Here is a 25,078-nt window from a genome sequence, read left to right on the forward strand (position 1 = left end):
GTGTGCTGCCGGGTTCCTCCCCCGGGCTTAGGCATATTGTCCGACATGTCTCAGAACGGGTGCAGGCGCCGCCGGGTGTCCCGTCCGGCGGCCACCGTCCTGGCCACACTGGCCGCCATCGGGGGCACGCTGCTGGCCGGCGCGTTCACCGCGCCGAACCTGGACCGCGGCGAAGCGGAGCCGGCCGGACCGGGCCCGTGCGTGCCGGGTACGTGCCCGCGCTCGTACCCCGACCCGAACAGCGGTCAGCTCGCCGGCCGGGACAACGGCGTCAACGTCTTCGTCGGCGGCGACTACGCCGTGCGCCAGGCGGCCGCCGGGGCCGAGGGCCGGGTCGTCGTCCTCGGCAGCTTCGACCTGGCCAAGGCCGCCGGGACGCCCCCCGCCTACAACGTGGGGGTCGTCGGCCTCGGCTCCCGTGTGCCCCCGGACAACGGATCGGCGTTCCTGCGCGTGGGCGGCGACCTCAAGCTCGCGGCCGGCCAGCGGCTGGTGGCCGAGGAGGGGCCCGTCAGCGGCAGCGTGACCTACGCCGGCAACCACCCGGGCCCCGGCACGGTGAGCCCGAAGGCGGCCCACGACGTCTCCGCCGTCTCCGCCGACCAGGGCCTGCGCGAGGAACTGACCTCCGCCAGCACCTGCTACGCCTACGACAAGGGCGTCACCCGCAAGCCCACGGGCACCGCCGTCAACCAGGGCCCCGCCACCGTCTTCACCGGCGACGGCTCCTCCGCCCTCCAGGTCTTCAGCGTCCCCTTCGACCTCACCGCCCCCGGCGGCGGACCGCAGAACCTGACCTTCCAGCGCATCCCCGCCGACGCGACCGTGCTCGTCAACCTCGCCGGCCCCGGCAACGACGTGCACACCCTCAACACCTCCACCGCCCGGATCGTGGGCGTGCGGCGGGACCGGCTGCTGTGGAACTTTCCCGACGCCAAGGAGGTCCAGCTGGCCGGCACCGGCCAGCTCGACGGCTCCGTCCTGATCGGCCGCCGCGCCGGCCTCACCCACGTGAGCCTGCCGGGTGTCAACGGACGCCTGTTCACCGCCGGTTCCCTCGTCCACGAGTCCTCCGCGGGCGCCACCGGCCAGACCCTCCACGCCTACCCCTTCACCGGCCGCCTCCCCGACTGCGGCACGGGCCCCTCGCCCGAGGCCGGGGCCGCGGACCCCGACGACGACTTTCTCGACGTCCCCGTGCCGGACGGCTGGGGCGGCGCCCCGGCGATCGCCCCCTCCCCCGGCGCCCCGGTCACCGGCGACGGCCACGAGCTGGCCCGGGGCGGCCCGCCGATGAGCACCGAGATGATCATCGGGGCCTCCCTCATGACCGCCGGCGCGGGACTGGCCCTGCTGGTCCTGCACCGGCAGCGGCGACCGGACTGGGAGTGAGGGGAGCCGGGTGCCCGCCCGGTCAGCAGTCGACCTTCGCGCAGATCGCGTAGGCGTCGAAGGCGCTGGTGACGTTCGAGTCGTTCTGGACGACCACGACCCACGCCGTGAAGGCCGCACCCTGGGGGAACGACCTGAAGGTCCGCACCTCGGGGATGAAGCCGAAGAACCCGCCGCCGAGCACCTTCTTGCCGGCCGGGCAGTCCACGATGGCCTGGGCGTTGTCGTGGGCGGCGACCAGGAGGTTGGACTTGACGACCACCTCGTAGCCCGTGAAGGCCTTCCCCTTGCCGCCGTCCGACGGGGCGCTCTGAACGCAGTTGTGGCTGTCGATCCCTTCCTTCTCCACGAGGGAACAGGGCGCTACGGCCGAAGGGCCGTCGCCCGGCACCGCGTGGACGCCGCCGGCGCCGAACAGCACCGCGGCAAGCCCCGCCGCGACGGCGGCGGAGAAACGTATCGCACTCACAGGAGCCCCTTCATCTGACGTGACCACCGGGCTCGAACCCGGTAGCCACAGGAAAAGGCGTGCCCCGCCGGACGGCGCGCGCGATTGCTCCGATCGGCCGTATCGGCCGACCCACCCCGCGAACACGGTGCCGACGGGCCCGGGGCGGCGGTCGGGCAGTGACCGGCCGCCGCCCCTGCGGCTAGATCCCGAAGGGAGCCGCGTAGCGGACGATGCCGCTCGGCAGCGGGTGCGCCTCGTCCAGGGCCAGGGCCATCAGGGCCTCGTCCGGAACGTCGAAGCTCACCCCGATGCCGGACGCCGAGGCCCGGCCGAAGCCGAACCGCGGATAGTACGCCGGGTGCCCGAGGACGGTGACGTACCGCTCGCCCCTGTCCTTGGCGGCCTCCAGAGCCGCCCGGATGGCCGCCGATCCGGCGCCGCTCTTCTGGTGCTCGGGCCGTACGGAGACGGGAGCCAGGCACAGGGCCGGGGTCTCGCCGATGTGGCAGCGGGTCAGCAGCGCGTGCCCGACGACCGTGCCGTCCTCGTCGGTGGAGACGACGGACAGGCCCTCGATCCACGAGGAGTCGGCGCGCAGCGCGTCGACGAGGTCGGCCTCCAGAGGCGTCTCGAAGGCCGCGAGGGTGATCTCACGGATGACGGGGACGTCGGCGCCGGTCTCGGCGCGGGTGATCCAGGTGTGAGGTGTACGCATGACGGGATGACCGTCCGTTTCATGGTGGGTGCGTGTGGGAACCACCTCGCGAGCTCACGCTCGGGGCGAGGCGGGTGGCCGGGTCAGGCCTTCGCCCGCGGCACGAGGCCGATGAGGGCGGCACGAGCTGCGGCGACGGCCTTGAGCGCGGTCATCAGCCCCGCCTGCCCTTCGTTCTCGTTCCGGATCCACACGACCCCCACACGGTAGCCCAGGGCCCCCGGATCGTTCATCCCGTTTTCGGGGACGCCCTCAGGCCCCTCAGCCCCTCGGCTGGGTGAAGCGGATGCGGTTGCCGAAGGGGTCACGGAGGCCGCAGTCGATGCCGTACGGGCGCTCGGTGGGCTCCTCGGTGAACTCGACGCCCCGGCCCAGCAGCGTCTCGTACGTCTTGCGGCAGTCGTCCGTGGTGAAGATCAGCCAGCCGCCCATCGCCCCCTTGGTCACCAGCTCGCGGACCTGCCGCGCCGTCTCCTCGGACATCGCCGGAGCGCCCGGCTTCTCCAGCAGGATCTGGCGCTCCGGGTGGCCGGGCACGCTGACGGTCAGCCAGCGCATGAAGCCCATGTCGACGTCGGCGCCGACCTCCAGACCGAGCTTGCCGACGTAGAAGTCGAGGGCCTCGTCCTGGTCGAGGACGTATATCTGCGATTGCGTGATGGCGTTGAACATGTGCATCACGCTACGGGGCGGGCCGGCCGGAAACTTATCCAAAACTGCTCAGTCGTCAGGCGCTGGGCCGCGTCCAAGCCATCGTGAAGCACGTCGGTACGCCCACGGGCGCCGCGTCCTTGCGGTACGCCCTCGGTGACCGGCCGACGATGTCGCGGAACGTGCGGCTGAAGGTGCCGGGGCTGCCGAAGCCGACCTCGAAGCAGATGTCCGTCACACTGCGGTCGGTCTCCCGCAGCAGGAACATCGCCCGCTCGACGCGGCGGCGCTGGAGGTAGCGGTGCGGTGTCTCGCCGAATGTGGCCCGGAAGGTCCGCGCGAAGTGCGCCGGGGACACATGGGCGATCCGGGCCAGGGCCGGGACGTCCAGCGGCTGCGCGTAGGCACGGTCCATCGCGTCCCGGGCCCGCAGCATGCGGCGGTTGGTCTCTTCCACGGCGCGGCTCACGGCGCCCATCACACCACGGTTCGGCTCTGCCGGTGACCGGTCCATGAGGGGCCGGTCCGCGTCCCGTGCCGGGCGTACTGTGGGTCGAGGCTGTTCAACTCTCCCGACAGGCAGGGACATGGCGGTGGCGGCGACCCTCGGAGACCGGCTGGCCGAACTGCGCGTGCGGCGCGGACTGACCCAGGAAGGGCTGGCCGAGAAGGCCCGGCTCAGCGTGGACACGGTGCGCAAGCTGGAGCAGAACCAGCGCTTCACGGCGCGCATGGCCACGCTCAACAGCCTGGCCCGCGCCCTGGACATCGAGACGTCCGCCCTCCTCGGACCGCCCGCCGTGCTGGAGTCGTCCGCCGGCGCCGAGCCGCCCAGCATCCTCGCGCTGCGACAGGCGGTGACCCCGTTGTCAGGCTTCCCCGGCCTCGGGGAGGAGGACGACACCCCGCCGCCCACGGTCGGGCAGCTGCGCAGCAGCATCCGCACCACCGAGGGCGTGCGCCGCCGGGGCGAGCTGACGAAGATCACGGCCCTGCTTCCCACGCTGCTCGCCGACGGCCGCGCCGCGGTGCGCCACTTCACGGGCGAGGACCGTTCGGCCGCGTACGCCGTGCTCGCCGAGGCGTATCAGGTCGCGGCCACGACTCTGACCGCCTTCGGCAAGGAGGACGCGGCCTACACCGCCCTGGAGCGGTCCATGGACGCCGCGGCGCGTTCCGACGACCCGCACCTGGAGGCCATCGGCATCTCCACCCTGTCGTGGATCTTCTGCAAGCAGGGCCGCGTCGCCGACGCCGAGCGCGTGGCCGTGCGGATGGCGGAACGCATCGAGCCGGGCTTCCGGTCCGCTCCCCTGGACCTCGCGCTCTGGGGCATCCTGCTGCTCCGCGGCGCGACGGCCGCGGTGCGGGCGGACCGCGGCGACACGGCGGAGGAGCTGCTGTCCCTCGCCTCCGCCGCGGCGGCCCGCATCGGCACCGACCGCCTCGACTACGCGACCCCGTTCGGCCCGACGAACGCCGGCGTCGCCACGGTGAACGCCTACGTGGACATGGGCAAGCCGGACAAGGCCCTGACCCACGCCGCACGCATCCCCGGCCTGTCGGGCCTGCCGCCCACCTGGCTCGCGCGGCACTACCTCGACCGCGCCCAGGCCTACGCGGAGATGAACCGCGACGGCGACGCCACCCGCGCCCTCCTGGCGGCGGAACGGACGGCGCCGGAGTGGATGCGCTACCACGGCTCCTCCCGCCATCTCGTGGCCGAGCTGCGGGGGCGGGAGCTGCGCCGCACCTCGCCCATCAAGGACCTGGCCCTCCGGCTGGAGCTCGAGGACTAGGACGCCCTGTCCCAGTCGCCCCGGCGACTCGCACGCCACGTCCCTGGCCCGGGGATACGGCAGGCCGCATGGTGTTCAGGCGATCAACGCCGAACTCCGGGAGCAGCCATGCACAGCGCCGACGAACCCTTCGCCCCGCAGAAGCGCGATACGGAGCTCCGGGCGAAAGTGCGCGAGGTCAACGAGCGCAGCGGCAAAGGGCGGGACGTCGCAGGCCTGCGCGGCAGCGCGGCCCGCTCGCCCGTCGGGTGCGGGGAGTGCGCGCAGCTGGAGGCGGCGCGGCGGGAGGCCGTGGCCGGGGGTGACACCGGTGAGGCCGACGACGCCACGATCGCCGTGCGGCGGCACTTCCGCGACGCGCACCTGCTGCCGAGCGGGCGTGCCCGATGAGCCGCCGTACCGCCACCGCCCGCGCCACCGGGCGGCTCGTGAGCAACTGCCCCCACCTCGTGGGATGGACCCGCACCGGCGGCGAGTCGCGCTGCGACCGCTGCGGCACCCGGCGCTTCGACGACTACGCCGCCATCCGCCCCTCCGGGCTGCCCGCCGCGGTCACCCCGTCACCCACCGCCCGCCGCGCAGCGGACCGCAACGCGGCGGCAGCCATGGCCACTGCATCGTGGCCAGCGACGGACGGTCGGAGGATTCCACGCAGCGCGACACCTGCAGGGTGTGCGAGCGGCCGATGGTGACCTGCGTCGGTCTCCACCCATCCCCCTCTTCCTCGCGGAGCGCGATGTTCCGTACGCGCCCTCGGGCGCTGCTGTGCCCCTGCCACCTTAGGTGTCGGTGATCGCCCGGCAGGAGAGATTCCCGGTGCCCATCGTGGACCGGAGTTACCGGCCAGTCCCCGTCGCCACCGGCGACGGGGACTGCGTTCGCCAGAGCATCAGACGGCTGACGGCGGCCCGTCCGGCCACAGGCCCCGTTCGTGGTGACCCGGCGCATTCCGTCGACAGCCACGAAACAGGCATCGGCAACCGCGAGCGTGACCACAGCGCACGAAGGCCCTGACAAGGGCGGGAGGAGCAACGGATGGAGCGGACGAGGCTGTTGGCCAAGGGGGCACTGGCCCTGTCGGGGGCGTGTCTGGTGACCGGGTACCTGACCGTCCCCGCCGAATCCGCCCCCGCGGTCAGGTACCAGGTGTTCACGCCCGCCAGCGCGTCGAAGGAGTGGCGGCCGCCTGCCGGCGTGAAGCGGGTCCATGTCTACATCTGGGCGCCCGGGGGCGGCGGGGGCGGTGCCGGGGGCGCCGGAGGCGGCGGGGGCGGCGAAGGAAGGGGGCTGGTCAGCGGCACTGGTGTGGACTCCTCGGAAAACGGCGGCGGGGGCGCCGGTGGAGGCGGCGGTGCGGGTGGCGGCGGGGGCGGATCCGGCGCCTTCGTCCACTGCGACCTGTGGCCGGCCCAGATGCGCCTCGACCCGGCTCGCGCCGGCACGGGCGGGACCGGGGGCGCGGGCGGCGCCGGCGGCGGAAGCGGCACCAACGGTCTGGGAACGGACGGCAGTCGAGGCAAGGACGGCAGCACGGGCGGCAACGGGACCGAAGGCAACAACAGCCTGGTCTCCTACTACACCTACGCGTACGGCTCCGGGTACTACACCCCCTATCTGACCGTGCCCGGTGGCTCCGGAGGAAGCGGGGGACGTGGCGGGCACGGTGGCCCCGGAGGAAGCGAAAAGGGCGCTTCCGCCGGCCGTGCCGTGAAGAACCGCACGGCGGGCGGTGCCGGAGGGAAAGGCGCCAAGAGCGGCGAATGCCGTGTCCAACACGCCGGCAAGGACGGGGACAAGGGCGGCCTGGGGCAGGACGGCGCAGCCGTACCGAAGGGCAGGAGGAGCGGTACCCCGACCGGGGGCGGAGGAGACGGTGGCGCCGGACGCCGTCCACCCACCACCCGCGTGAAGCTTCCCGACGGCACCACCTTCACCCTGCCGGCGACAGTGGGCGACGGCGGGGCGGGCGGAAGCGGAGGCAAAAGGGATTTCTTGGGCACGGTACTGTCCATCAGCTCAGGTGGTAACGGCGGCGTCAGCAGCAGCTCGCCTGAGAACGGCACGCGTGGCTACGCCGGCAAACCGGGCGCCAAGGGAGGAGACGGGCTCATTCTCGTCGCCTGGTGAGGTGTACGGCTGAACGCCCGGCTACGAGCAGCCGCTGCTCCTCGTAGTAGCGCAGCAACCGGCGTGGTGTGCCGGTGCGTTCGGCCAGCTCCCCGATGCGTGCGTGCCCCACCTCACGGCGTCCCGCCTTGACCCTCACACCAATGTGAGGTTCGAGCATGGGGACATGGACAACGCACTCTTCCCCTACAGCCCCATCGTCGAGCGCGAGCCGATCCACTGGCCCGGGGGCGCCCGCGTCGCCTTCTACGTCGGGCTGAACGTCGAGCACTACCAGGTCGACCGCCCCTCGACGAGCATCTTCCCCGGCACCGCGCACCTGGCGCCGGACCCGCTGAACTACGGCTGGCGCGACTACGGGCCCCGGGTGGGCATCTGGCGGCTGATCGAGAGCCTCGACCGGCACGGGATGCGGGCGAGCGTGATGCTCAACTCCGACGTCGCCGAGCGCTATCCGCAGATCATCCGGGCGGGCCGGGACCGGGACTGGGCGTGGGCCGCGCACGGCAAGAACAACTCGGTCTTCCAGGCCGACATGACGGCCGAGGAGGAACGCGCCTATCTGGCCGAGGTGGTCGGCACCATCGAGAAGGCCACCGGCCGCAGGCCGCGCGGCTGGCTGGGGCCGGCGCTCACCGAGACCTTCCGGACGCCGGAGCTGCTCGCCGAGCTCGGTCTGAGCTATGTGATGGACTGGTCGAACGACGACCAGCCGTACCGGCTGAACGTGCCGGGGATGCTGAGCGTGCCGTACTCGATCGAGGTGAACGACATCAGCCTCTTCGTCGGCAAGAGCCTGAGCGGGCCGGACTTCGTGCAGATCGTCAAGGACCAGCTGGAGCAGCTGTACGCCGACGCGGCGGACAGCGGCCGGGTGATGTCGCTGGTCCTGCACCCGTTCGTCATCAACCAGCCGTTCCGGCACAAGTACTTGGACCAGGCGCTCGAGCACATCGCCGGCCACCCCGGGGTGTGGCTGACGACCAGCGACGAGATCGCCGAGCACTACGCCCGTACGGCCGCCCGTACGACCGCCGGGTCGGCGGCCTAGGCCTCGTGCCCGTCCAGGACGATCGTGCGGCCCTGTTCCGCCGAGGCCTTGGCCGCCTCCAGGACGCGCAGGGCGGCCGCCGCCTCGCGGGCGGTGACCGGGGGGCGGCCGCCGGTGCGCAGCGCGTCGGCGATCGCGGCGTAGTAGGCGGGGTAGTCGCCCGGCAGGGTCGGCACCGGTTCGCCGCCGCCGGTCAGCGGGGACTCGCCGGCGCCCAGGCGTCCCCAGGAGGAGTCGGCCTCGACGCCCCAGGGCGTGGCGCCGTCCGGCCGCAGGCCCTCGCGGAGTGCGCCCTCCTGCGGGTCGAGCCCGTACTTGACGTAGCCGGCGGTGTCGCCGAGCACCCGGAAGCGGGGGCCGAGCTGGGCGGTGGTGGCGCTCATCCATAGGTGGGAGCGGACGCCGCCGCGGTGGGTGAGCGCGATGAAGGTGTCGTCGTCGGTCTCGGCGCCCGCCCGGCGCACGTCCGTCTCGGCGTAGACGCCTGTGGCCGGGCCGAAGAGGGTCAGGGCCTGGTCGACGAGGTGGCTGCCCAGGTCGTAGAGGAGGCCGCCGATCTCCGCCGGGTCGCCGGACTCGCGCCAGCCGCCCTTGGGGCGGGGCCGCCAGCGCTCGAAGCGGGACTCGAAGCGCTGGACCTCGCCGAGCGCGCCGTCGGCGACGAGCCGGGAGACGGTGCGGAAGTCGTTGTCCCAGCGGCGGTTCTGGAAGGCGCTGAGCAGCAGGCCGCGGCTGTCGGCGAGCGCGGCCAGCGACTCGGCCTCGGCGGCGGTCGCGGCGAGCGGCTTGTCGACGACGACCGGCAGCCCGGCCTCGAGGGCCGTGCGGGCGAGCGGCACATGGGTGCGGTTGGGGGAGGCGATGACGATCAGGTCGAGTTCGCCGGCGCGGGCGAACAGCTCGTCGGTGCCGGCGACGGTACGTACCCGCGGGTGCTCGGCGCGGGCCTGCTCCTGGCGCTCGGGGCTGGAGGTCACCACCGTGTCGAGGACCAGCCCGTCCGCCGCGGCGATGAGCGGGGCGTGGAAGACCGAGCCCGCGAGGCCGTAGCCGATGAGGCCGACGCGGAAGGGGGCGTGCGGGGTGCCGGTGGTGTCGTCCATGCACCCCACTTTGGCAACAGTGTTGCGTAAGTGCAAGCGGAGGGGAGAATGGCCGGTGTGAACATCCTCCGCACCGGCCGCCTCGGCGCCAACCTCGCCGCCCTGCGCGAGAACAACACCGCCGTCGTGCTCGGGCTGCTGCGCGACGCCGGCGAGCGCGGCGCCAGCCGGGCGGAGCTGGCCGCGGGCGCCGGACTGACCCCCCAGGCCGTCAGCAAGATCAGCGCCCGGCTGCGGGCGGACGGCCTCGCGGCCGAGGCGGGCCGCCGCACCTCCACGGGCGGCAAGCCGGCGACCGCCTGGCGCCTGCTGCCCGGCGCGGCGCACGCCATCGGCCTCCACCTCGACCGGGACACCGTCACCGCCACCCTGGTCGACCTCGCGGGCGCCCCCGTCGCCACCCGCACCGCACCGCTGGCCTTCGGCGCGGGCGCACCGGCGGTGCTCGACGCGGTGGCGGCCGAGGTGAGCGCCCTGCCGGCACCGGCGGCCGCCCCGGACGTCCTGGGCGTCGGCGTCGCCGCCCCCGGCCCCCTCGACCACCGCTCCGGGGTGCTGCACCGCGTCACCGGCTTCCCGCAGTGGGACGGCTTCCCGCTGCGCGACGCCCTCGCCCGCCGCCTCGGCTTGCCCGTCGTCCTGGACAAGGACACCAACGCCGCGGCCCTCGGCCTCCTGCGCCGCCCCCACGCCGCCGACCGCGGCACGGGCTCCTTCGCCTACCTCCACCTCGGCACCGGCCTCGGCGCCGGCCTCGTCCTCGGCGGCGACGTCCACCGGGGGGCCAGGACCGCGGCGGGGGAGTTCGGGCACCAGGTGCTGCGGCTGGACGGGCCCCCGTGCCCCTGCGGCCGGCGCGGCTGCGTCGAGGTCCTGTGCCTGCGGGCCGTCGCCGAGGGCGACACCCCCCGCGCCGCCCGCCTCCTGGGCGTCGCCGCCGCCAACCTCGTCCAGCTGCTGGACATCGACCTCGTCCTGCTCGGCGGCCGCACCGTCCTGGCCGACGCCGGGCGCTACGTGGAGGGCGTGCGCGCCGAACTCCCCGCCGGCGTCCCCGTGGCCGTCGCCCCCGCCGCGGAGCGCACCGTCGTCGAGGGCGCGGCCGAGCTCGTCCTCGCCCCGCTGTTCGGCCGCCCCGGACCGGCCCCCGCCACCATGGGCCCCCGGCCGGATGAAACGACAATCGGCCTACCGGGTGGCATCTGACGCCCGGTCGGACGCACACGCCGCGCGGCGCGACGGGCGGCCGGTGCGAGCGGGTGGGATGAGCCCGTACGACCGCCGGAGCCCCCACCCGCAAAGGTCCCGCGATGGCTGCGATGTTCGCGTTGTCCCCGCCCCGCCTGCCGGGGCCCGTCCGGCGAGCCCTCCTCATCGGCGCCGCCGTCCTGACGCTCGGCGCGGCCGCCGGCGCCGCCCGCACCCCCGCCGACACCCCGCAGCCGCACTGCGGCGACCCCCGCAGCGCGCAATTCCCCATCACCTCACGGCTGAGCGGCGGACCGGAGGTGTACGCGCGCGGCGGCGCACCGCGGACCTGGCAGCTGGAGCTGCGCAACGCCACGGCGGCCGAGTGCCGGGCCGTGCACCCCGTCGCCGTCCTCGCCGACAAGGGCCGCGCGCTCGAACCCGCCCACTTCCACCTGGACTTCTACGACCCGGGCAGCTCGCGCTGGCTGCCCGTCGCCTTCGAGCGGACCGACGAGGCGGAGAACGTCGGGGTGCTGGACGGCCGTTCGCCCGGCGCCGCCGACTCCGCGGGCTTCCCCGGCTTCGACGTCCCCCCGAACGGCGCCGTCACCGTCCCGCTGCGGCTGACCTTCACCGACAAGGCGCCCGAAGGCCCGGTCACCGCCAACGTCACGGCGGTGCAGAAGCGCGGGGACGACGGCGCCTGGGTGGGGGAGTCCGACGACTACACCTTCGCCGTCGAGCAGGTGGCGTCCGCCCCCGCCGCCCGCCCCGAGGGCACCGCCCGGTCGGCGCCCGGCGCCCCCGCGACCGGCCGGCACGACGACGACGCCCCGCCCGTCCTCGCCGACACGGGCGACTCCCTGCCCCTGGTCGGCCTGGGCGCCACCGCCTGCGCCCTGCTGGCCGGCGGCTCGGCGCTGGTGCTCGGCGCCCGCCGGCTGGCCCGCCGCCCCCGCTGAACCGGGCCCCCGGCCGCCACCCGGAAGGCCCGCACGGACCACTGTTTACGCTGGGGGTGTCGGGACGGCGCACGAGAGGTGCCGTCCCGGCGTCCCCGGGTCCCAGCGATGGGCACAGCACGGCAGGAGTCCCGCAGTGGCAGAGCGCAAGCCGATCGAGTCCTGGCTCACCGACATGGACGGTGTCCTGATGCACGAGGGAATTCCGGTGCCCGGCGCGGACGCCTTCATCAAGGGCCTCCGCGAGTCGGGCAAGCCCTTTCTCGTGCTGACCAACAACTCGATCTACACCCCCCGAGACCTGCACGCCCGCCTCCAGCGCATCGGCCTGGACGTGCCGGTCGCCAACATCTGGACCTCCGCCCTGGCCACCGCCAAGTTCCTGGACTCCCAGCGCCCCGGCGGCACCGCCTACGTCATCGGCGAGGCCGGGCTGACCACCGCCCTGCACGACATCGGCTACATCCTCACCGACGCCGACCCCGACTACGTGGTGCTCGGCGAGACCCGTACGTACAGCTTCGAGGCGCTCACCAAGGCCATCCGGCTGATCAACGCCGGCGCCCGCTTCATCGCCACCAACCCCGACGAGACGGGCCCCTCCGCCGAGGGCGCGCTGCCCGCGACCGGCTCCGTCGCCGCCCTGATCACCAAGGCCACCGGCCGCGAGCCCTACTTCGTCGGCAAGCCCAACCCGCTGATGATGCGCGCCGGGCTCAACGCCATCGGCGCCCACTCCGAGACCAGCGCCATGATCGGCGACCGGATGGACACCGACATCCTGGCCGGCCTGGAGGCGGGCATGGAGACGTTCCTGGTCCTGACCGGCCTGACCCGGGCCGAGGAGGTCGACCTCCACCCCTTCCGGCCGTCCTGGGTGGTCGACTCCATCGCGGACCTCGTCGAGCTGATCTGAGCCCGCCCGGCCCGCCGGAGGCCCGCGAAGGGCCTCCGGCGGTCGCCAAATGGAGCAATAGCGCTACGGAGCGGATGCGAGCCCCCGCCCCGCCGGTGAACCTCTGGATATCAGGAGGTTCACCATGGCTTCAGTCCGCTTCGCCCTCTGCGGCGCCCTGACGGCCGCCGCCGCCGTCTGCCGGGGCCCGTCCGGCGAGCCCTCCTCATCGGCGCCGCCGTCCTGACGCTCGGCGCGGCCGCCGGCGCCGCCCGCACCCCCGCCGACACCCCGCAGCCGCACTGCGGCGACCCCCGCAGCGCGCAATTCCCCATCACCTCACGGCTGAGCGGCGGACCGGAGGTGTACGCGCGCGGCGGCGCACCGCGGACCTGGCAGCTGGAGCTGCGCAACGCCACGGCGGCCGAGTGCCGGGCCGTGCACCCCGTCGCCGTCCTCGCCGACAAGGGCCGCGCGCTCCAACCCGCCCACTTCCACCTGGACTTCTACGACCCGGGCAGCTCGCGCTGGCTGCCCGTCGCCTTCGAGCGGACCGACGAGGCGGAGAACGTCGGGGTGCTGGACGGCCGTTCGCCCGGCGCCGCCGACTCCGCGGGCTTCCCCGGCTTCGACGTCCCCCCGAACGGCGCCGTCACCGTCCCGCTGCGGCTGACCTTCACCGACAAGGCGCCCGAAGGCCCGGTCACCGCCAACGTCACGGCGGTGCAGAAGCGCGGGGACGACGGCGCCTGGGTGGGGGAGTCCGACGACTACACCTTCGCCGTCGAGCAGGTGGCGTCCGCCCCCGCCGCCCGCCCCGAGGGCACCGCCCGGTCGGCGCCCGGCGCCCCCGCGACCGGCCGGCACGACGACGACGCCCCGCCCGTCCTCGCCGACACGGGCGACTCCCTGCCCCTGGTCGGCCTGGGCGCCACCGCCTGCGCCCTGCTGGCCGGCGGCTCGGCGCTGGTGCTCGGCGCCCGCCGGCTGGCCCGCCGCCCCCGCTGAACCGGGCCCCCGGCCGCCACCCGGAAGGCCCGCACGGACCACTGTTTACGCTGGGGGTGTCGGGACGGCGCACGAGAGGTGCCGTCCCGGCGTCCCCGGGTCCCAGCGATGGGCACAGCACGGCAGGAGTCCCGCAGTGGCAGAGCGCAAGCCGATCGAGTCCTGGCTCACCGACATGGACGGTGTCCTGATGCACGAGGGAATTCCGGTGCCCGGCGCGGACGCCTTCATCAAGGGCCTCCGCGAGTCGGGCAAGCCCTTTCTCGTGCTGACCAACAACTCGATCTACACCCCCCGAGACCTGCACGCCCGCCTCCAGCGCATCGGCCTGGACGTGCCGGTCGCCAACATCTGGACCTCCGCCCTGGCCACCGCCAAGTTCCTGGACTCCCAGCGCCCCGGCGGCACCGCCTACGTCATCGGCGAGGCCGGGCTGACCACCGCCCTGCACGACATCGGCTACATCCTCACCGACGCCGACCCCGACTACGTGGTGCTCGGCGAGACCCGTACGTACAGCTTCGAGGCGCTCACCAAGGCCATCCGGCTGATCAACGCCGGCGCCCGCTTCATCGCCACCAACCCCGACGAGACGGGCCCCTCCGCCGAGGGCGCGCTGCCCGCGACCGGCTCCGTCGCCGCCCTGATCACCAAGGCCACCGGCCGCGAGCCCTACTTCGTCGGCAAGCCCAACCCGCTGATGATGCGCGCCGGGCTCAACGCCATCGGCGCCCACTCCGAGACCAGCGCCATGATCGGCGACCGGATGGACACCGACATCCTGGCCGGCCTGGAGGCGGGCATGGAGACGTTCCTGGTCCTGACCGGCCTGACCCGGGCCGAGGAGGTCGACCTCCACCCCTTCCGGCCGTCCTGGGTGGTCGACTCCATCGCGGACCTCGTCGAGCTGATCTGAGCCCGCCCGGCCCGCCGGAGGCCCGCGAAGGGCCTCCGGCGGTCGCCAAATGGAGCAATAGCGCTACGGAGCGGATGCGAGCCCCCGCCCCGCCGGTGAACCTCTGGATATCAGGAGGTTCACCATGGCTTCAGTCCGCTTCGCCCTCTGCGGCGCCCTGACGGCCGCCGCCGCCGTCTGCGCGGTTCCCGCCCATGCCCATGACGGCCCCGTCACCATGTCCGGAACCATTGAGCTCACCCCTGTCACCAGCAGACCCGGCGCCGAGGTGCAGCTGCGCGTCTCGGGCTGCGCGAGCCAACGGGCGACCGCCACCTCCGAGGCGTTCGTCGCCGACGCCAAGCTCGCCAAGGACTCGGCCGGCATGTTCGCCGAGGCCACCGTCCGCGAGACCGTGCCCGCCGGGACCTACCCGGTCCGCGTCCACTGCGACGGCTACGACGCCACGGCCGTCGGCAAGCTGACCGTCGTCACCGACGGCAGCGACATCAGCGACCGCTCCGACGCCCGCGGCGACCACATGGGCGGCCCCGACCACCCCGATGCCCGTACCGACCACGACCGTGGTGACCATGACCGTGGTGACCACGGCCGTGGTGAGCGCGGCGATCAGGACGGCCGGGACCCCTACGCGCACTCCTCACCCGTCGCCCCCGTCCCCGCCGGAGCCGGCGGCACCGCCCCCGGGGCCACCGCCGAGGCCCCCGACACCCCAGGCCTCGTTCTGGCCGGCACCACCGCGGCCATCGCCGGCGCCCTGATCTGGTACCGGCGGCGCACCAACGCGACACAGCGGTGAGCCCCCGCGACCAGGAAAGCGACCCCTTGCCATGTCCGAAGCCCCTACGAGCGGAGCCGGCCGCCTCCTGACCGGGGCGGCCTGGGCCGCACTGCTGGTGGCCCTGTGGCTGTGGGGCAGGGACATCACCGAAGTGCCGCTGGCCGCCTCCCCCACGACCGGGGACGTCGCCGCCGTGGGCCGCCCGGCCGGCGCGGCCCTGCCCCCGCCCCACCGGCCCCTGACCACCGCCCGCCCGGAGCACCTGACCATCAAGGCGACCAACGTCCGCGCCGCCGTCGAGGAACACGGCCTCAACCGCGCGGGCGCCGTCGAGCCGCCCCCGTACGAGCGCGCCGCCGCCGTCGCCTGGTACCGCGACGGCCCGGCACCCGGCGCCCCGGGCCCGGCCGTCCTCGTCGGGCACCTGGACACCGACCGCGCACCCGGCGTCTTCTACGAACTGGGCACCCTCCGGCGCGGCCAGCGGATCGGCGTCGACCGCGCGGACGGCACCACGGCCGAGTTCACCGTCGAGGACGTCTCCGTCTTCACCAAGGACCGCTTCGACGCCGCGAAGGTCTACGGCCCCCGCGAACAGGGCCGCGCCGAGCTGCGCCTGATCACCTGCGGCGGCGACTACGACCGCGCCCGCCGCTCCTACAGCGCCAACATCGTCGTCTCCGCCTATCTGACCGGCGTCTCCCGGCCCCGGTGAGCAGTCGAACGGACGTCGCCCAAGAGGGCGACCACGGCCCGTGTCGTGGCATGACCGCCCACGGCCGTGGGCACGTCTGTGCCAGCATGGGACAGCACCTCCAACGGCACCTCCACCGGCAGTACACCCAAGGGGGAGTGGATGTACGGCAGTAACACCGGCCCCACGCGCCGCAGCCGCAGGGCGCTGGCCCGCACGGCGGCGGCAGGGGTGCTCCTGCTCCTCGCGGTCGCCGGCTGCTCCTCCTCGGACGACGAGCCGAAGAAGGCCGCGCCCTCGGCCCCCGCGGCCCCCTCCCAGCAGCCCAAGGCCCGCTCACCGTTCTGGGTGAACCCGGACGGCAGGGCGGCCCAGGAGGCCGCCCGGCTGCGCGGCAAGGGCCAGCAGGGCGACGCCGAGCTGCTCCAGAAGATCGCCAGCCAGCCGGTGGCCGAGTGGGTGGGCATCGACGACCCCGAGAGCCAGACCCGCGGCTTCACCGAGGCCGCCGCCAAGGCCGACCGGGACGCCCTGCTGGTGCTCTACAACATCCCGCACCGCGACTGCGGGCAGTACTCCCAGGGCGGCGCCTCCGACGGCGACGCCTACCGCGCCTGGCTGGACCGGGCGGTCAGGGGCATCGGCGACCGCGCCGCCACCGTCGTCCTGGAGCCGGACGCCCTGCCGCACATGGAGGACGGCTGCACGCCGCAGGAGTACCACGAGGAGCGGTTCGCCCTCCTCAAGGACGCCGTCGGCAAGCTGAAGGCGCTGCCGAGGACCAAGGTCTATCTGGACGCCGGCAACCCCAGCTGGGTCACCCCCGTCGACCGCATGGCCGAGCCGCTGCGGCGGGCCGGCATCGAGCAGGCCGACGGCTTCGCGCTGAACGTCTCCAACTTCCAGACCACCGCCGACAGCAAGGAATACGGCCACCGGCTCTCCCGCCTCGTGGGCGGCAAGCACTTCGTCATCGACACCAGCCGCAACGGCAACGGCCCGCTGTCCGGCGCCGACCACGAGAAGGCCTGGTGCAACCCCTCCGGCCGGGCCCTGGGCGAGCCCCCGACCACCCGCACCGGCGACGCCCAGGTCGACGCCTATCTGTGGGTCAAGCGGCCGGGGGAGTCCGACGGCGCCTGCAAGGGCGGCCCGGACGCCGGCCAGTGGTGGGAGACCTACGCCCTCGAACTGGCCCGCAACGCCCGCTGAGCCCGTCGGCCCCCGCCCTTGGGACGTCCCCCTGTCTCAGGACGTCTCCTCGGCCGCCGGAGCGCTCTCGGCCACCGGGACCTTGACCCACACCGCTTCCGAGGGCGTCCCCTTCCCGTCGATCACATTGAGCATGTACCAGCCGGGGGGCACCAGGGACGGGTCCTTGGGGACGGTGAGGGTGACGCCGTCCGCCGACTTCTCCATGTCCAGGGCGATGGAGCGCTGCTCGATGTTGGTGACATGGGTGAACGATCCCGGCCGGATGAGCCGCGCCCTGGAGATGCCCTTCGGATCGCTGGTCCGGTACGTGGTCCGCTCCCCGAGCCCCACGGTCCGGGGCCCGGTGTCCTTGATCTCGGGGCGCGCCTCGCGGAAGCGGTAGGGCGGGGTGTAGAGGTCGATCTGCTGCTGGAACGTCCCCATCTTGGTGTTGTCGGCGTCCCCGAACAGCGAGTCGGAGCCGAAGGTCATCACGCGCCCGTCGGGCAGCAGCAGCGCCCCGGAGTGGTAGTTGCGGCCCACCAGCGGGTCGGCGACCGGGCGCGTGGAGTTGGTCCTGGGGTCGTAGAGCTCGGCCTTCAGGATGTTGGAGTCGCTGCGGCCCCGGTAGTCGCCCGAGCCGTTGGTGGTCAGCACCGTGTCGTCGGGCAGGATGACGCTGCTGGGGTAGCGGACCTTGGCGTAGAGGTCGGGCCCGTCGTGGAAGCGGGGCTTCTCGTCGCGCAGGTCGACGATGCGGGTCTTGGCGGTGGACTTGCGGTCCTCGCCGACGCCGCCGCCCCCGAGCACCATGTACCGCTGCTGCTGGGCGGGCGGGAGCAGCACGGACATCGAGGTCTCCAGGATCTGCGGGTCGCTGATGCCGGGCACCTCGGTGAACTCGTTGCTCGCCACGTCCCACAGGCCGGGCACCCGGCCCTTGTCGGCCGGGCCGTAGCCCGCGTTGGAGCCGGTGTAGAAGACCTTGTCCTTGCCGGCGAGGAAGAGGGCGGGGTAGGTGGGGAAGAACCGCTCCTTGGGCAGGTAGGACCACTTCTTGGTGGCCGGGTCGTAGATCTCGTTCTTGCCGGGGACGACCTGGCCGATCTCGTCCAGCCCGGAGACCGACAGCACCCTGCCGTCCTGAAGGGTCGTCAGGGTCGGGTACCAGCGGGCCTCCTCCATCGGGTCGACCGTGACGTAGCGCTCGGCGACCGGATCGAATTCGAAGGAGTCCCTGATGCCCTGGAAGTCCTTCTTGTCGAAGGAGAGTTTGTTGGCGATGCCGTAGGAGTTCTGGGCGTCGGATCCGGAGAGCCCCTCGACACGGAAATTGTCGGTGGCCCCGGTCTCGTACTCGTGGCCCTTCTCCAGCGCCTCCACATAGACGCGTGCGGTGCTGGCCGTGACCTTGACCTGGTCGCCCTCGCCCTCCTTCTTGGCGCGGGGCACGAGCACGGCGTCCTTGGACTCGAAGGTCTTGCGGCTGGACTTGCCGGTGAAGCGGGTGCCGGCCGGGAAGGTCATCGGCTTGTCGGGGTTCTCGTTGTGGACGATCATCAGGCCGCCGGCCTTGGTGACGTCGCCGTCCAGCTTTTCGTAGCGCTGGGTGCCGCCGGCCACCAGGAGCTTTCCGTCGGCCAGCTGGGTGTGGCCGGCGCAGAACAGGTCCTTGGGCGTGGGGATGTTCTTGAAGGTGTCCTTGCGCGGGTCCCACAGGACCGTGCGGAAGGACTTGGCCTTGAAATTCGCGGCGTTGTTCCCGGAGCCCGCCACCAGCAGCACCTTGCCGGTGTGCAGCAGCGCCGCGTGAATCGTGTTGATCCGGTATTCCCTGGGGACGTCCACGACGTCCCAGTGGCCGTTCTTCGCCTTGTACGCGGTCTGATTGATTTTGTAATCGTGGTATCGGTTTTCGGCGTATCCCCAGATCGCCGGCCCGTTCATGCCCGCCAGGACGATGAAGACCGCCGCACCGACCGCTGTGCGGCGGGTGCGGCGGCTCGGCTGGAATCTCATGGCCGGCGGGCCCCCTCGGGATGCTTGGCGCGGTACACGGTCCACCACCACGCGAGGATCGGGGCCACGGTGACCGCCAGCGCCAGCGACGCCCAGGTGCGCATCGCGACATGGGTGTGGCCGAGGACGAAGGACGCCACCAGCGACCCGCCGAAGACCAGCAGGAAGAAGAGGTGGATGCGGAAGGTGCCGAAGAGGGTGTCGGGGCTGGCCGAGTCGCCCTTGGGGGTCACCACGAACCTGCTCTTGCGGCGCAGCACGGCGTCGGTGAGCGAACGGGCGTAGATCGGCGCGGAGAGCGCGGACATCACCATGCCGGCGAGCCCGCCCGAGCCCTCGGGCTCGTGCGGGGAGACGTTGTGCCGGCGGTTCCAGATGTAGAGGCCGATCTGCAGGGCCGCCGCGTCGCTGTAGAGCATCATCCAGATCTCGGAATTGATCGAGATGCCGGAGGCGCCCATCCCCAGGAAGAGGGCGCAACTGAGAGCGCCGAGCATCCAGTTGATCGCCGTCATGGGGTAGTAGATGACCATCAGGGTGTAGTTGAGGAACTTCCCCGGGGAGAGGCTGAAGGGGCCTTTCCAGTACTGCTTGAGGATGGTCTCGTACGTGCCCCGGGACCAGCGCAGCTGCTGGGTGAAGAAGTCCGTCCAGGCGTTCGGCCCCTCGCCCACGGCGAGGACGTCCGGGGTGTAGACCGAGCGCCACTTCCTGCCCGTGCCGGGATTGCGGTGCCGGTGCAGCTCGAATCCGGTGGCCATGTCCTCGGTGATCGAGTCGTACAGACCGCCGATGCCCTTGAGTGCGCTGATGCGCACGGCGTTGTTGGTGCCGACGAACATGGGCGCGCCATAGCGATTTCCGGCGCGCTGGATGAGGGCGTGGAAGAGGAACTGCTGGCTTTCGGCGGCCTTGGTGACCGCCGCGTCGTAGTTCCCGTACACCTGAGGTCCAACGACAAAGGCGACATCGGGGTCACGGAAGTAACCGAGCATCCGCTCGAGGAAGTTGGGAAGGGGGACGTGGTCGGTATCGACGGAGGCGAAGAAGTCGTACTCGTCGCCGTGGGCGTCGAGCCAGGCGTTGTAATTCCCGTGTTTGGTCTTCGCCCGGTGCGGGCCCTTCTGCTGATTCCATTTCGCGATGCCCTTGCGGGAGAAATGGCGCACGCCCAGCCGTGCGCAGACCGCCTTGACCTCGGGGTCGTCCCCCTCGTCCAGCAGCCAGACGTGGACCGGGCCGCGATGGCGCACGCGCACGGCCGCCTCGAGGGTCCTGGTGACCATCTCGATCGGCTCCTTGCCGGGCACGAAGGAGGTAAGGAAGGCGACCTTGGTGCCGGTCTCGGGGACCACCGGTATCGGATCACGGGCCACCAGGGTGGCATGGGCGTTGGAGGTGACGTTCATGGTGCGGAACAGCTCGATCAGCCCGATGGACACCAGCATCACGGTGTCCAGGACCCGCATCAGCAGGGTGCCGTCCTCCCGCTGGGTCCAGTGCGAGGGCTGCATCAGCCACACCAGCAGCGCGAGCGAGACCACGGGCGCCGCCCCCAGCAGCAGCGCCGCCTGGATGCGGTGCGGCTCGTCCGCCAGCAGGCTGCGGTAGCGGACGCGGTAGGGGCCGGGGCCCGGGTCGGGGTCGGTCAGCGGGCCGGCCAGACGGCTGTAGTGCTCGTAGTCGAAGCGCGGGAGCGGCTCGCGATGGTGCGGCGGCGGGGTCCGGGGCGGATCCGGGTGCTGCGGGAGGTCTCCCGCGCCGGCCGGGGAGGCCGGGGAGGGGACGCGCACGCGCGTCGTCACCGATGGATCGTAAGTCTGCTGCCGGGCGTCGGCAGGCGTGGACGTCATGAGTCATCCCCCCGCACGCATGGTGAGTGCGTGTGTGCCAGTTCATGCCCGCCGACCCCCCTTGACCGTGCGGGCGTGCCGGTGCCGGCTCCCCCCGGCACCACCCAACTCACTGGTCATCACGTGACATTGGGTGTAGCTGTGCGTTTCAGGATCTCGGACCGTGCATCATGATCGCAAGGGTGAAACAAGGTGTTTACCGGGCAAAGCGGTACGTCGAACGAAGATGCGTGCGAACGTTGCTTAAGTGGTCACATCTGACACGCTTGTGTGTTCGCATTGCTCAGAGAACGACTCAGGGCTCCTCATCATCGATGAGGAGCCCTGAGTCTCGCGTGCGCCGCCAGGGACTCGAACCCCGGACCCGCTGATTAAGAGTCAGCTGCTCTAACCAACTGAGCTAGCGGCGCGTGCTGACAGAGAAAACTCTACCTGACTCCCGGGGGTGCTCCGGACCACCTTCCCGGGACTCCCGGACCCCTACCCGGACAATCCTTACATACGGTAATCAATGGGCGACATGCGGTTTGTTTCGGCCGTTGAGAAGCTGTGCCGAGCGATGCCGGAGGGGTGGACCGACGGAAAGGCAGCAGGGAGATGCCCGACGACATAGACGACATACCGGAAGAGACACCCGGCGAGGGCGCCCGGCGGCGGCCGCGCGGCGCGCGGGGCGCCCTGGTCGCGGCCGTGGGCGCCGCGGTGATCGCGGGCTCGGGCGCCACCCCGGCGACCGCCGACCCGCCCGATCCCACCCCCACCCCGAGCCAGGGACCCGGCGAGACCGCTGCTCCCGAGGTGCACGAGACGCGCGAGGCCACCGGTGTGCAGGAGGCTTCCAAGGTCCCCGAAGAACCCAAGGTGGTGGACCTGCCGGACGAGGTCGACGTACTGAACGTGGTGGAAGAGCCGGAAGGGCCGGAAGCCGCGGAAGCGGCCGACGCGTCGGACGAGGTCGCCGCGCGGGACCTGGAGCGCGCCATCGCCTTCGCCCTCCGCCAGATCGGGGAACCGTACGGCTACGGCGGCGACGGCCCGCAGCGCTGGGACTGCTCCGGGCTCGTCCAGCAGGCCTACCGCCGGGCGGGCATCCGGCTGCCGCGCGTGGCGGCCGACCAGTACCGCGCCACCCTGCGCATCCCGCGCAGCGCGCTGCGCCGGGGCGACCTCGTCTTCTGGTCCACCAACGGCCGGGCGTCCGGCGTGCACCACGTGGCGATCTACGTGGGCGGCGGGCGGTACATCGAGGCGGCCCGCCCCGGGACCAAGGTCCGCGTCTCCGACTTCTCCTTCTACGACGCCCACATGTACGGCCGGCCGTCACCCGTCCGGCCCAAGCCGGCGAAGAACCGGCCCGTACGCTGAGCCACCGCGCGGCGATGAGGTAACGAAGCGTGTCAAGGGCGCGCTTTTGGCCTGGACATGACTATCGGCCGGTACTAGCCTCCGCCTTGGTCTAGACCGCAGTCCACTCGACTCACAGAACCCCCCACGTTCTCGAGGAGTGACGTATGCGCAAAAAGATCAGTGCGGCGCTCATCGGCTTAGGCGTCGCCTGTGTCTCGCTCTTCTCCACCACAAGCGCCGGCAGCCACGGCTACACCGACTCGCCCACCAGCCGCCAGGTGTTCTGCGCCAAGGGCACGGTGCAGAACTGTGGCGAAATCCAGTGGGAGCCCCAGTCCGTCGAGGGCCCCAAGGGCTTCCCGGCCCGCGGCCCCGCCGACGGCACCATCTGTGCGGGCGGCAACAGCCGCTTCGCCGAACTCGACGATCCCCGCGCCGGGGACTGGCCGGCCACCAAGGTCACGGCGGGCCAGAAGCTGGACTTCCGCTGGAAGCTCACCGCCCGCCACGCCACCACCGACTTCCGCTACTACCTCACCAATAGCGGCTACGACCCCACCAAGCCGCTCACCCGTGCGGCACTCGACACCCAGCCGTTCCTGACCGTCCCCTACGGCGGCCGGGTACCCGACGCCACCGTCACCCACCAGGGCACCCTCCCCTCCGGGAGGACCGGCAAGCAGCTGGTCGTGGCCGTGTGGACCATCGCCGACACGGGCAACGCGTTCTACGCCTGTTCCGACGTCCGGTTCTGAAAGACGTCCGATTCCGCGAAGGGGCGGCCGCGCGCGGGGATCCCCGCGCGCGGTCACCGCCGCGCCTCAGTCGTCCTCGGACTCCGCGTCGCGCCGCAGCGCGATGCGCCCCAGCACCCCCGCCACCACCAGGGCGACCACCGCCAGCAGGGCGTAGTCGGGCACCGCGTTGCCCACCCGGGAGGCGAATTCCTCCAGCTTGAACTCCTGCTCGGCGTCCACGACCGCCGGCAGCCCGGTGGTCCCGCCGTAGGCGAGGAAGAGCACCCCGATCCCGATGAAGAACAGCCCCGACACCAGGGAGGTGGTGTGCAGTCGCAGCCGGCCCAGGCGCAGCTCCCTGCCGCGCAGCCAGCCCCGGCTGCCGAGCCGGAAGCGGTCCCAGAACAGCGCCAGCACGAACAGCGGCAGCGCCATGCCCAGCGCGTAGACGGCGAGCATCGACGCCCCGTACACCGGGTTGCCGTCGACGGCGGTCACGGTCAGCACCGCGCCGAGGATCGGGCCGGCGCAGAAGCCCGCGAGCCCGTAGACGCAGCCCAGCAGGAAGGTGGACGCCGCCGAGCGGGGGGTGATGCGCCCGGCCGCCGCCTGGGCCCGCTTCGAGGCGAAGCCCAGGCCGAGGATCTGTGCGACGCCCAGCGCGACGACCACCCAGCCGCCGGTGGTGATCAGTGCGTCGCGGTGGCCGTTGAAGAGCCGGCTGGCGGCGGTGGAGGCCGCGCCGAGCGGTACGAGCGTGGTGGCGAGCCCCAGGTAGAAGACGCCGGTGCGGGCGAGGAGCTTGCCGGGGGTGGCGAGCGAGTAGGCGAAGAACGCGGGCAGCAGCAGCGCGCTGCACGGGCTGACCAGGGCGAGGACGCCGCCGAGGAAGGCGGCGAGGTAGCCGATGTCGCTCACTTGCCGCTCTTCCCGGCATCCGACCGGGTCGCCTGGACGGCCTTGGCCCGGGCGATGGCCGCCTCGAACTCCTTCATCGGCTGGGCGCCGGCCAGCGGCCGGCCGCCGACGAGGAAGGTCGGGGTGCTCTGCACGCCGAGGGAGTAGCCCTCCTCCTGGTCCTTCTTGACCGCGGCGGCGGCGTCGGAGCCGTTCATGTCGGCGCGGAACTTGTCGAGGTCCTTCACGCCGGCCGTGCCGGCCAGGTCGGCCAGCTTGTCCTCGGCCAGCGCGTCGCCCTTGCGGAGCTTGGCGAACGCCTCGTGGTGGAACTGCCAGAAGCGGCCCTGCCGCCCGGCGGCCCAGGAGGCGCGGGCGGCCCGCTCGGAGTCCTTGCCGAAGATCGGGAAGTTGCGGAACTCGATGCGCAGCACGCCCTCGTCCACGTACTTCTTGATCAGTTCGGGCTGGGTCTCGCGGGTGAAGCGGCCGCAGTAGGAGCACTGGTAGTCGGCGTACTCGACGAGGACGACGGGCGCGTCCGCCCTGCCGACGGCGAGCGGGTCGCCGTCCTTGCGGCGGCTGGTGGCCTTCTCCATCTGGTCGTAGACCGGCTGCTGCGGGTCGAAGGCCGGCTGGTCGGCGGCGGAGGGCTTGTCCTTGCCGGAGCCGCCCGCGCTCTTGCCGATGGCGATGCCCGCGGCGACGAGCGCCACGATGAGGGCGAGGACGGCGCCGGCGGCCGCTATGCGACGGGAGGGCGTGGAGGTGCGTGCGGACATGAGGTGGAGCTCCATGGGTCGTACGGAATCTGGGCATGCCGGAGCACGGCCCGTGCGGGGCCGTGGCGGGCGTGTCTAGATCCGTAGGACGGGGAGCAGCTCGGCGCAGCCGGCGAGCGGTGCGGGCGGGGCCCTGGCCGGGCCGGCCTGCGGGACCTCGGCCTGGGGGAGGGCGACGCGGGCGGTGGCGCCGGGGCCGGTGAGGGGGTCGCCGTGGCCGGAGGCGACGGCGATCTCGGCGCCCTTGAGGGGCACGTCCTGCTGGCGGCAGGCGCCGCCGGTGTTCCCGGCGTCCGCGCGGGGGCGGACCTCGGAGCGCGAGCCGGCGGCTGCCGCGTCCGGGCCGGGGGCGTGGGCCTTGGCGAAGGGGGTGAAGGCCGTGAAGGCGGAGGTGCCGGCCGGCGCGGCGGCGGAGGGGCCGGCGCCGCTGAGGGCGGGGGCGAAGACGACGGCGAGGAGGAGCAGGAGCACGGCGGCTGCCGTCGGGCGGCGACGCTGTGGCACGAGTGCTTC

28 protein-coding genes and 1 tRNA gene are annotated in these 25,078 nt (G+C 72.7%); 16 read left to right on the plus strand and 13 right to left on the minus strand.

Translation table 11 applies throughout. The features are described 5' to 3' along the window. Positions 1-45: 45 nt before the first annotated feature. A complete protein-coding gene (locus tag AB0G59_RS09185) occupies positions 46-1,392 on the plus strand; it encodes a choice-of-anchor A family protein (protein WP_360909576.1) in 1,347 nt (448 codons plus the stop codon). 22 nt (positions 1,393-1,414) lie between these two features. Here the strand turns inward: AB0G59_RS09185 and AB0G59_RS09190 are convergent, their stop codons facing one another. The 5 genes from AB0G59_RS09190 to AB0G59_RS09210 all read right to left on the minus strand — a co-directional run bounded on the left by AB0G59_RS09190 (position 1,415) and on the right by AB0G59_RS09210 (position 3,687). Beyond that, positions 1,415-1,861 (minus strand): hypothetical protein, encoded by a 447-nt coding sequence (locus AB0G59_RS09190; protein WP_360909578.1) that lies wholly within the window; start codon positions 1,859-1,861, stop codon positions 1,415-1,417. Between the two features lie 181 nt (positions 1,862-2,042). Then, positions 2,043-2,558 carry an N-acetyltransferase gene (locus tag AB0G59_RS09195; RefSeq protein WP_360909580.1) on the minus strand — a complete coding sequence of 172 codons (516 nt, stop codon included), beginning with the start codon at positions 2,556-2,558 and terminating at the stop codon, positions 2,043-2,045. Between the two features lie 83 nt (positions 2,559-2,641). Beyond that, on the minus strand, positions 2,642-2,791 hold the full coding sequence (locus AB0G59_RS09200; RefSeq protein WP_360909582.1) for a hypothetical protein: 150 nt from the start codon (positions 2,789-2,791) through the stop codon (positions 2,642-2,644). Between the two features lie 28 nt (positions 2,792-2,819). Continuing rightward, complete coding sequence (locus tag AB0G59_RS09205; RefSeq protein WP_360909584.1) at positions 2,820-3,230, minus strand: VOC family protein; 411 nt, start codon at positions 3,228-3,230, stop codon at positions 2,820-2,822. Between the two features lie 55 nt (positions 3,231-3,285). Beyond that, entirely contained in the window at positions 3,286-3,687 is a 402-nt protein-coding gene (locus AB0G59_RS09210; RefSeq protein ID WP_360909586.1) for an AraC family transcriptional regulator, read from the minus strand. Positions 3,688-3,802: 115 nt separating this feature from the next. On the opposite strand from AB0G59_RS09210, the gene AB0G59_RS09215 reads away from it, so the two are divergent. The 4 genes from AB0G59_RS09215 to AB0G59_RS09230 all read left to right on the plus strand — a co-directional run bounded on the left by AB0G59_RS09215 (position 3,803) and on the right by AB0G59_RS09230 (position 7,135). Beyond that, the gene (locus tag AB0G59_RS09215; RefSeq protein WP_360909588.1) at positions 3,803-5,008 is read left to right on the plus strand and encodes a helix-turn-helix transcriptional regulator; all 1,206 of its coding nucleotides are present in this window, start codon (positions 3,803-3,805) and stop codon (positions 5,006-5,008) included. Between the two features lie 108 nt (positions 5,009-5,116). Further along, positions 5,117-5,398 (plus strand): hypothetical protein, encoded by a 282-nt coding sequence (locus tag AB0G59_RS09220; RefSeq protein WP_360909590.1) that lies wholly within the window; start codon positions 5,117-5,119, stop codon positions 5,396-5,398. Beyond that, positions 5,395-5,700: a DUF6255 family natural product biosynthesis protein gene (locus AB0G59_RS09225; RefSeq protein WP_360909592.1), complete on the plus strand. Its 306-nt coding sequence runs from the start codon at positions 5,395-5,397 to the stop codon at positions 5,698-5,700. The genes AB0G59_RS09220 and AB0G59_RS09225 overlap by 4 nt, the downstream gene beginning before the upstream one ends. 343 nt (positions 5,701-6,043) lie before the next feature. Beyond that, positions 6,044-7,135: a hypothetical protein gene (locus tag AB0G59_RS09230; RefSeq protein ID WP_360909594.1), complete on the plus strand. Its 1,092-nt coding sequence runs from the start codon at positions 6,044-6,046 to the stop codon at positions 7,133-7,135. On the opposite strand, the gene AB0G59_RS09235 is transcribed toward AB0G59_RS09230, so the two are convergent. Then, on the minus strand, positions 7,116-7,295 hold the full coding sequence (locus tag AB0G59_RS09235) for a MerR family DNA-binding transcriptional regulator (protein ID WP_360909597.1): 180 nt from the start codon (positions 7,293-7,295) through the stop codon (positions 7,116-7,118). The two genes, AB0G59_RS09230 and AB0G59_RS09235, sit on opposite strands and share 20 nt — an antisense overlap. A 6-nt stretch (positions 7,296-7,301) precedes the next feature. Between AB0G59_RS09235 and AB0G59_RS09240 the strand changes: the two genes are divergently transcribed. Further along, positions 7,302-8,186 (plus strand): polysaccharide deacetylase family protein, encoded by an 885-nt coding sequence (locus AB0G59_RS09240; RefSeq protein ID WP_360909599.1) that lies wholly within the window; start codon positions 7,302-7,304, stop codon positions 8,184-8,186. Here the strand turns inward: AB0G59_RS09240 and AB0G59_RS09245 are convergent. Continuing rightward, positions 8,183-9,289, minus strand: coding sequence for a Gfo/Idh/MocA family oxidoreductase (locus AB0G59_RS09245; protein ID WP_360909601.1), 1,107 nt, complete (start codon positions 9,287-9,289; stop codon positions 8,183-8,185). The genes AB0G59_RS09240 and AB0G59_RS09245 overlap by 4 nt on opposite strands. Positions 9,290-9,346: 57 nt before the next feature. Between AB0G59_RS09245 and AB0G59_RS09250 the strand changes: the two genes are divergently transcribed. The 8 genes from AB0G59_RS09250 (at position 9,347) to AB0G59_RS09285 (ending at position 16,948) form a co-directional block, all read left to right on the plus strand. Further along, positions 9,347-10,495 carry an ROK family protein gene (locus AB0G59_RS09250; protein WP_360909603.1) on the plus strand — a complete coding sequence of 383 codons (1,149 nt, stop codon included), beginning with the start codon at positions 9,347-9,349 and terminating at the stop codon, positions 10,493-10,495. 104 nt (positions 10,496-10,599) lie between these two features. Then, positions 10,600-11,442, plus strand: coding sequence for a hypothetical protein (locus AB0G59_RS09255; protein WP_360909604.1), 843 nt, complete (start codon positions 10,600-10,602; stop codon positions 11,440-11,442). A gap of 136 nt (positions 11,443-11,578) precedes the next feature. Next, on the plus strand, positions 11,579-12,358 hold the full coding sequence (locus AB0G59_RS09260; protein WP_360909606.1) for an HAD-IIA family hydrolase: 780 nt from the start codon (positions 11,579-11,581) through the stop codon (positions 12,356-12,358). A gap of 342 nt (positions 12,359-12,700) precedes the next feature. Further along, on the plus strand, positions 12,701-13,345 hold the full coding sequence (locus tag AB0G59_RS09265; RefSeq protein ID WP_360909608.1) for a hypothetical protein: 645 nt from the start codon (positions 12,701-12,703) through the stop codon (positions 13,343-13,345). A 136-nt stretch (positions 13,346-13,481) separates the two neighbouring features. Beyond that, positions 13,482-14,261 carry an HAD-IIA family hydrolase gene (locus AB0G59_RS09270; protein ID WP_360909606.1) on the plus strand — a complete coding sequence of 260 codons (780 nt, stop codon included), beginning with the start codon at positions 13,482-13,484 and terminating at the stop codon, positions 14,259-14,261. Positions 14,262-14,385: 124 nt separating this feature from the next. Further along, entirely contained in the window at positions 14,386-15,060 is a 675-nt protein-coding gene (locus AB0G59_RS09275; RefSeq protein WP_360909610.1) for a hypothetical protein, read from the plus strand. A gap of 31 nt (positions 15,061-15,091) precedes the next feature. Continuing rightward, on the plus strand, positions 15,092-15,757 hold the full coding sequence (locus AB0G59_RS09280) for a class F sortase (RefSeq protein WP_360909611.1): 666 nt from the start codon (positions 15,092-15,094) through the stop codon (positions 15,755-15,757). A 141-nt stretch (positions 15,758-15,898) separates the two neighbouring features. Beyond that, positions 15,899-16,948, plus strand: coding sequence for a glycoside hydrolase family 6 protein (locus AB0G59_RS09285; RefSeq protein ID WP_360909612.1), 1,050 nt, complete (start codon positions 15,899-15,901; stop codon positions 16,946-16,948). A 36-nt stretch (positions 16,949-16,984) separates the two neighbouring features. Here AB0G59_RS09285 and AB0G59_RS09290 read toward each other — a convergent pair whose 3' ends face one another. The 3 genes from AB0G59_RS09290 to AB0G59_RS09300 all read right to left on the minus strand — a co-directional run bounded on the left by AB0G59_RS09290 (position 16,985) and on the right by AB0G59_RS09300 (position 21,212). Then, entirely contained in the window at positions 16,985-18,949 is a 1,965-nt protein-coding gene (locus AB0G59_RS09290) for a kelch motif-containing protein (protein WP_360909614.1), read from the minus strand. Beyond that, a complete protein-coding gene (locus AB0G59_RS09295; protein ID WP_360909617.1) occupies positions 18,946-20,802 on the minus strand; it encodes a cellulose synthase catalytic subunit in 1,857 nt (618 codons plus the stop codon). Before AB0G59_RS09295 ends, AB0G59_RS09290 begins: the two co-directional genes overlap by 4 nt. Before the next feature lie 336 nt (positions 20,803-21,138). After that, positions 21,139-21,212, minus strand: a tRNA-Lys gene (locus AB0G59_RS09300). A 187-nt stretch (positions 21,213-21,399) separates the two neighbouring features. Here AB0G59_RS09300 and AB0G59_RS09305 point away from each other — a divergent pair. Both AB0G59_RS09305 and AB0G59_RS09310 read left to right on the plus strand, forming a co-directional pair. After that, a complete protein-coding gene (locus tag AB0G59_RS09305) occupies positions 21,400-22,167 on the plus strand; it encodes a C40 family peptidase (protein ID WP_360909619.1) in 768 nt (255 codons plus the stop codon). A gap of 146 nt (positions 22,168-22,313) precedes the next feature. Next, the gene (locus AB0G59_RS09310; protein ID WP_360909621.1) at positions 22,314-22,904 is read left to right on the plus strand and encodes a lytic polysaccharide monooxygenase auxiliary activity family 9 protein; all 591 of its coding nucleotides are present in this window, start codon (positions 22,314-22,316) and stop codon (positions 22,902-22,904) included. A 66-nt stretch (positions 22,905-22,970) separates the two neighbouring features. On the opposite strand, the gene AB0G59_RS09315 is transcribed toward AB0G59_RS09310, so the two are convergent. The 3 genes from AB0G59_RS09315 to AB0G59_RS09325 form a co-directional block, all read right to left on the minus strand. Next, positions 22,971-23,804: a cytochrome c biogenesis CcdA family protein gene (locus AB0G59_RS09315; protein WP_071963571.1), complete on the minus strand. Its 834-nt coding sequence runs from the start codon at positions 23,802-23,804 to the stop codon at positions 22,971-22,973. Further along, positions 23,801-24,565 carry a DsbA family protein gene (locus tag AB0G59_RS09320; RefSeq protein ID WP_360909623.1) on the minus strand — a complete coding sequence of 255 codons (765 nt, stop codon included), beginning with the start codon at positions 24,563-24,565 and terminating at the stop codon, positions 23,801-23,803. Before AB0G59_RS09320 ends, AB0G59_RS09315 begins: the two co-directional genes overlap by 4 nt. A 75-nt stretch (positions 24,566-24,640) precedes the next feature. Next, on the minus strand, positions 24,641-25,069 hold the full coding sequence (locus tag AB0G59_RS09325; RefSeq protein ID WP_360909626.1) for a hypothetical protein: 429 nt from the start codon (positions 25,067-25,069) through the stop codon (positions 24,641-24,643). Positions 25,070-25,078 lie beyond the last annotated feature (9 nt).

This window comes from Streptomyces sp. NPDC021096 (assembly GCF_040641275.1).
Lineage (GTDB): Bacteria > Actinomycetota > Actinomycetes > Streptomycetales > Streptomycetaceae > Streptomyces.

What these genes read in the sequence shown, in the direction of transcription:
- AB0G59_RS09185 (WP_360909576.1), top strand. Translation starts at nt 46, where the DNA reads ATGTCTCAGAACGGGTGCAGGCGCCGCCGGGTGTCCCGTCCGGCGGCC.
- AB0G59_RS09195 (WP_360909580.1), bottom strand. Translation starts at nt 2,558, where the DNA reads ATGCGTACACCTCACACCTGGATCACCCGCGCCGAGACCGGCGCCGAC.
- AB0G59_RS09200 (WP_360909582.1), bottom strand. Translation starts at nt 2,791, where the DNA reads ATGAACGATCCGGGGGCCCTGGGCTACCGTGTGGGGGTCGTGTGGATC.
- AB0G59_RS09205 (WP_360909584.1), bottom strand. Translation starts at nt 3,230, where the DNA reads ATGTTCAACGCCATCACGCAATCGCAGATATACGTCCTCGACCAGGAC.
- AB0G59_RS09210 (WP_360909586.1), bottom strand. Translation starts at nt 3,687, where the DNA reads ATGGGCGCCGTGAGCCGCGCCGTGGAAGAGACCAACCGCCGCATGCTG.
- AB0G59_RS09220 (WP_360909590.1), top strand. Translation starts at nt 5,117, where the DNA reads ATGCACAGCGCCGACGAACCCTTCGCCCCGCAGAAGCGCGATACGGAG.
- AB0G59_RS09225 (WP_360909592.1), top strand. Translation starts at nt 5,395, where the DNA reads ATGAGCCGCCGTACCGCCACCGCCCGCGCCACCGGGCGGCTCGTGAGC.
- AB0G59_RS09230 (WP_360909594.1), top strand. Translation starts at nt 6,044, where the DNA reads ATGGAGCGGACGAGGCTGTTGGCCAAGGGGGCACTGGCCCTGTCGGGG.
- AB0G59_RS09235 (WP_360909597.1), bottom strand. Translation starts at nt 7,295, where the DNA reads ATGCTCGAACCTCACATTGGTGTGAGGGTCAAGGCGGGACGCCGTGAG.
- AB0G59_RS09240 (WP_360909599.1), top strand. Translation starts at nt 7,302, where the DNA reads ATGGACAACGCACTCTTCCCCTACAGCCCCATCGTCGAGCGCGAGCCG.
- AB0G59_RS09245 (WP_360909601.1), bottom strand. Translation starts at nt 9,289, where the DNA reads ATGGACGACACCACCGGCACCCCGCACGCCCCCTTCCGCGTCGGCCTC.
- AB0G59_RS09255 (WP_360909604.1), top strand. Translation starts at nt 10,600, where the DNA reads ATGGCTGCGATGTTCGCGTTGTCCCCGCCCCGCCTGCCGGGGCCCGTC.
- AB0G59_RS09275 (WP_360909610.1), top strand. Translation starts at nt 14,386, where the DNA reads ATGGCTTCAGTCCGCTTCGCCCTCTGCGGCGCCCTGACGGCCGCCGCC.
- AB0G59_RS09280 (WP_360909611.1), top strand. Translation starts at nt 15,092, where the DNA reads ATGTCCGAAGCCCCTACGAGCGGAGCCGGCCGCCTCCTGACCGGGGCG.
- AB0G59_RS09285 (WP_360909612.1), top strand. Translation starts at nt 15,899, where the DNA reads ATGTACGGCAGTAACACCGGCCCCACGCGCCGCAGCCGCAGGGCGCTG.
- AB0G59_RS09290 (WP_360909614.1), bottom strand. Translation starts at nt 18,949, where the DNA reads ATGAGATTCCAGCCGAGCCGCCGCACCCGCCGCACAGCGGTCGGTGCG.
- AB0G59_RS09295 (WP_360909617.1), bottom strand. Translation starts at nt 20,802, where the DNA reads ATGACGTCCACGCCTGCCGACGCCCGGCAGCAGACTTACGATCCATCG.
- AB0G59_RS09305 (WP_360909619.1), top strand. Translation starts at nt 21,400, where the DNA reads ATGCCCGACGACATAGACGACATACCGGAAGAGACACCCGGCGAGGGC.
- AB0G59_RS09310 (WP_360909621.1), top strand. Translation starts at nt 22,314, where the DNA reads ATGCGCAAAAAGATCAGTGCGGCGCTCATCGGCTTAGGCGTCGCCTGT.
- AB0G59_RS09320 (WP_360909623.1), bottom strand. Translation starts at nt 24,565, where the DNA reads ATGTCCGCACGCACCTCCACGCCCTCCCGTCGCATAGCGGCCGCCGGC.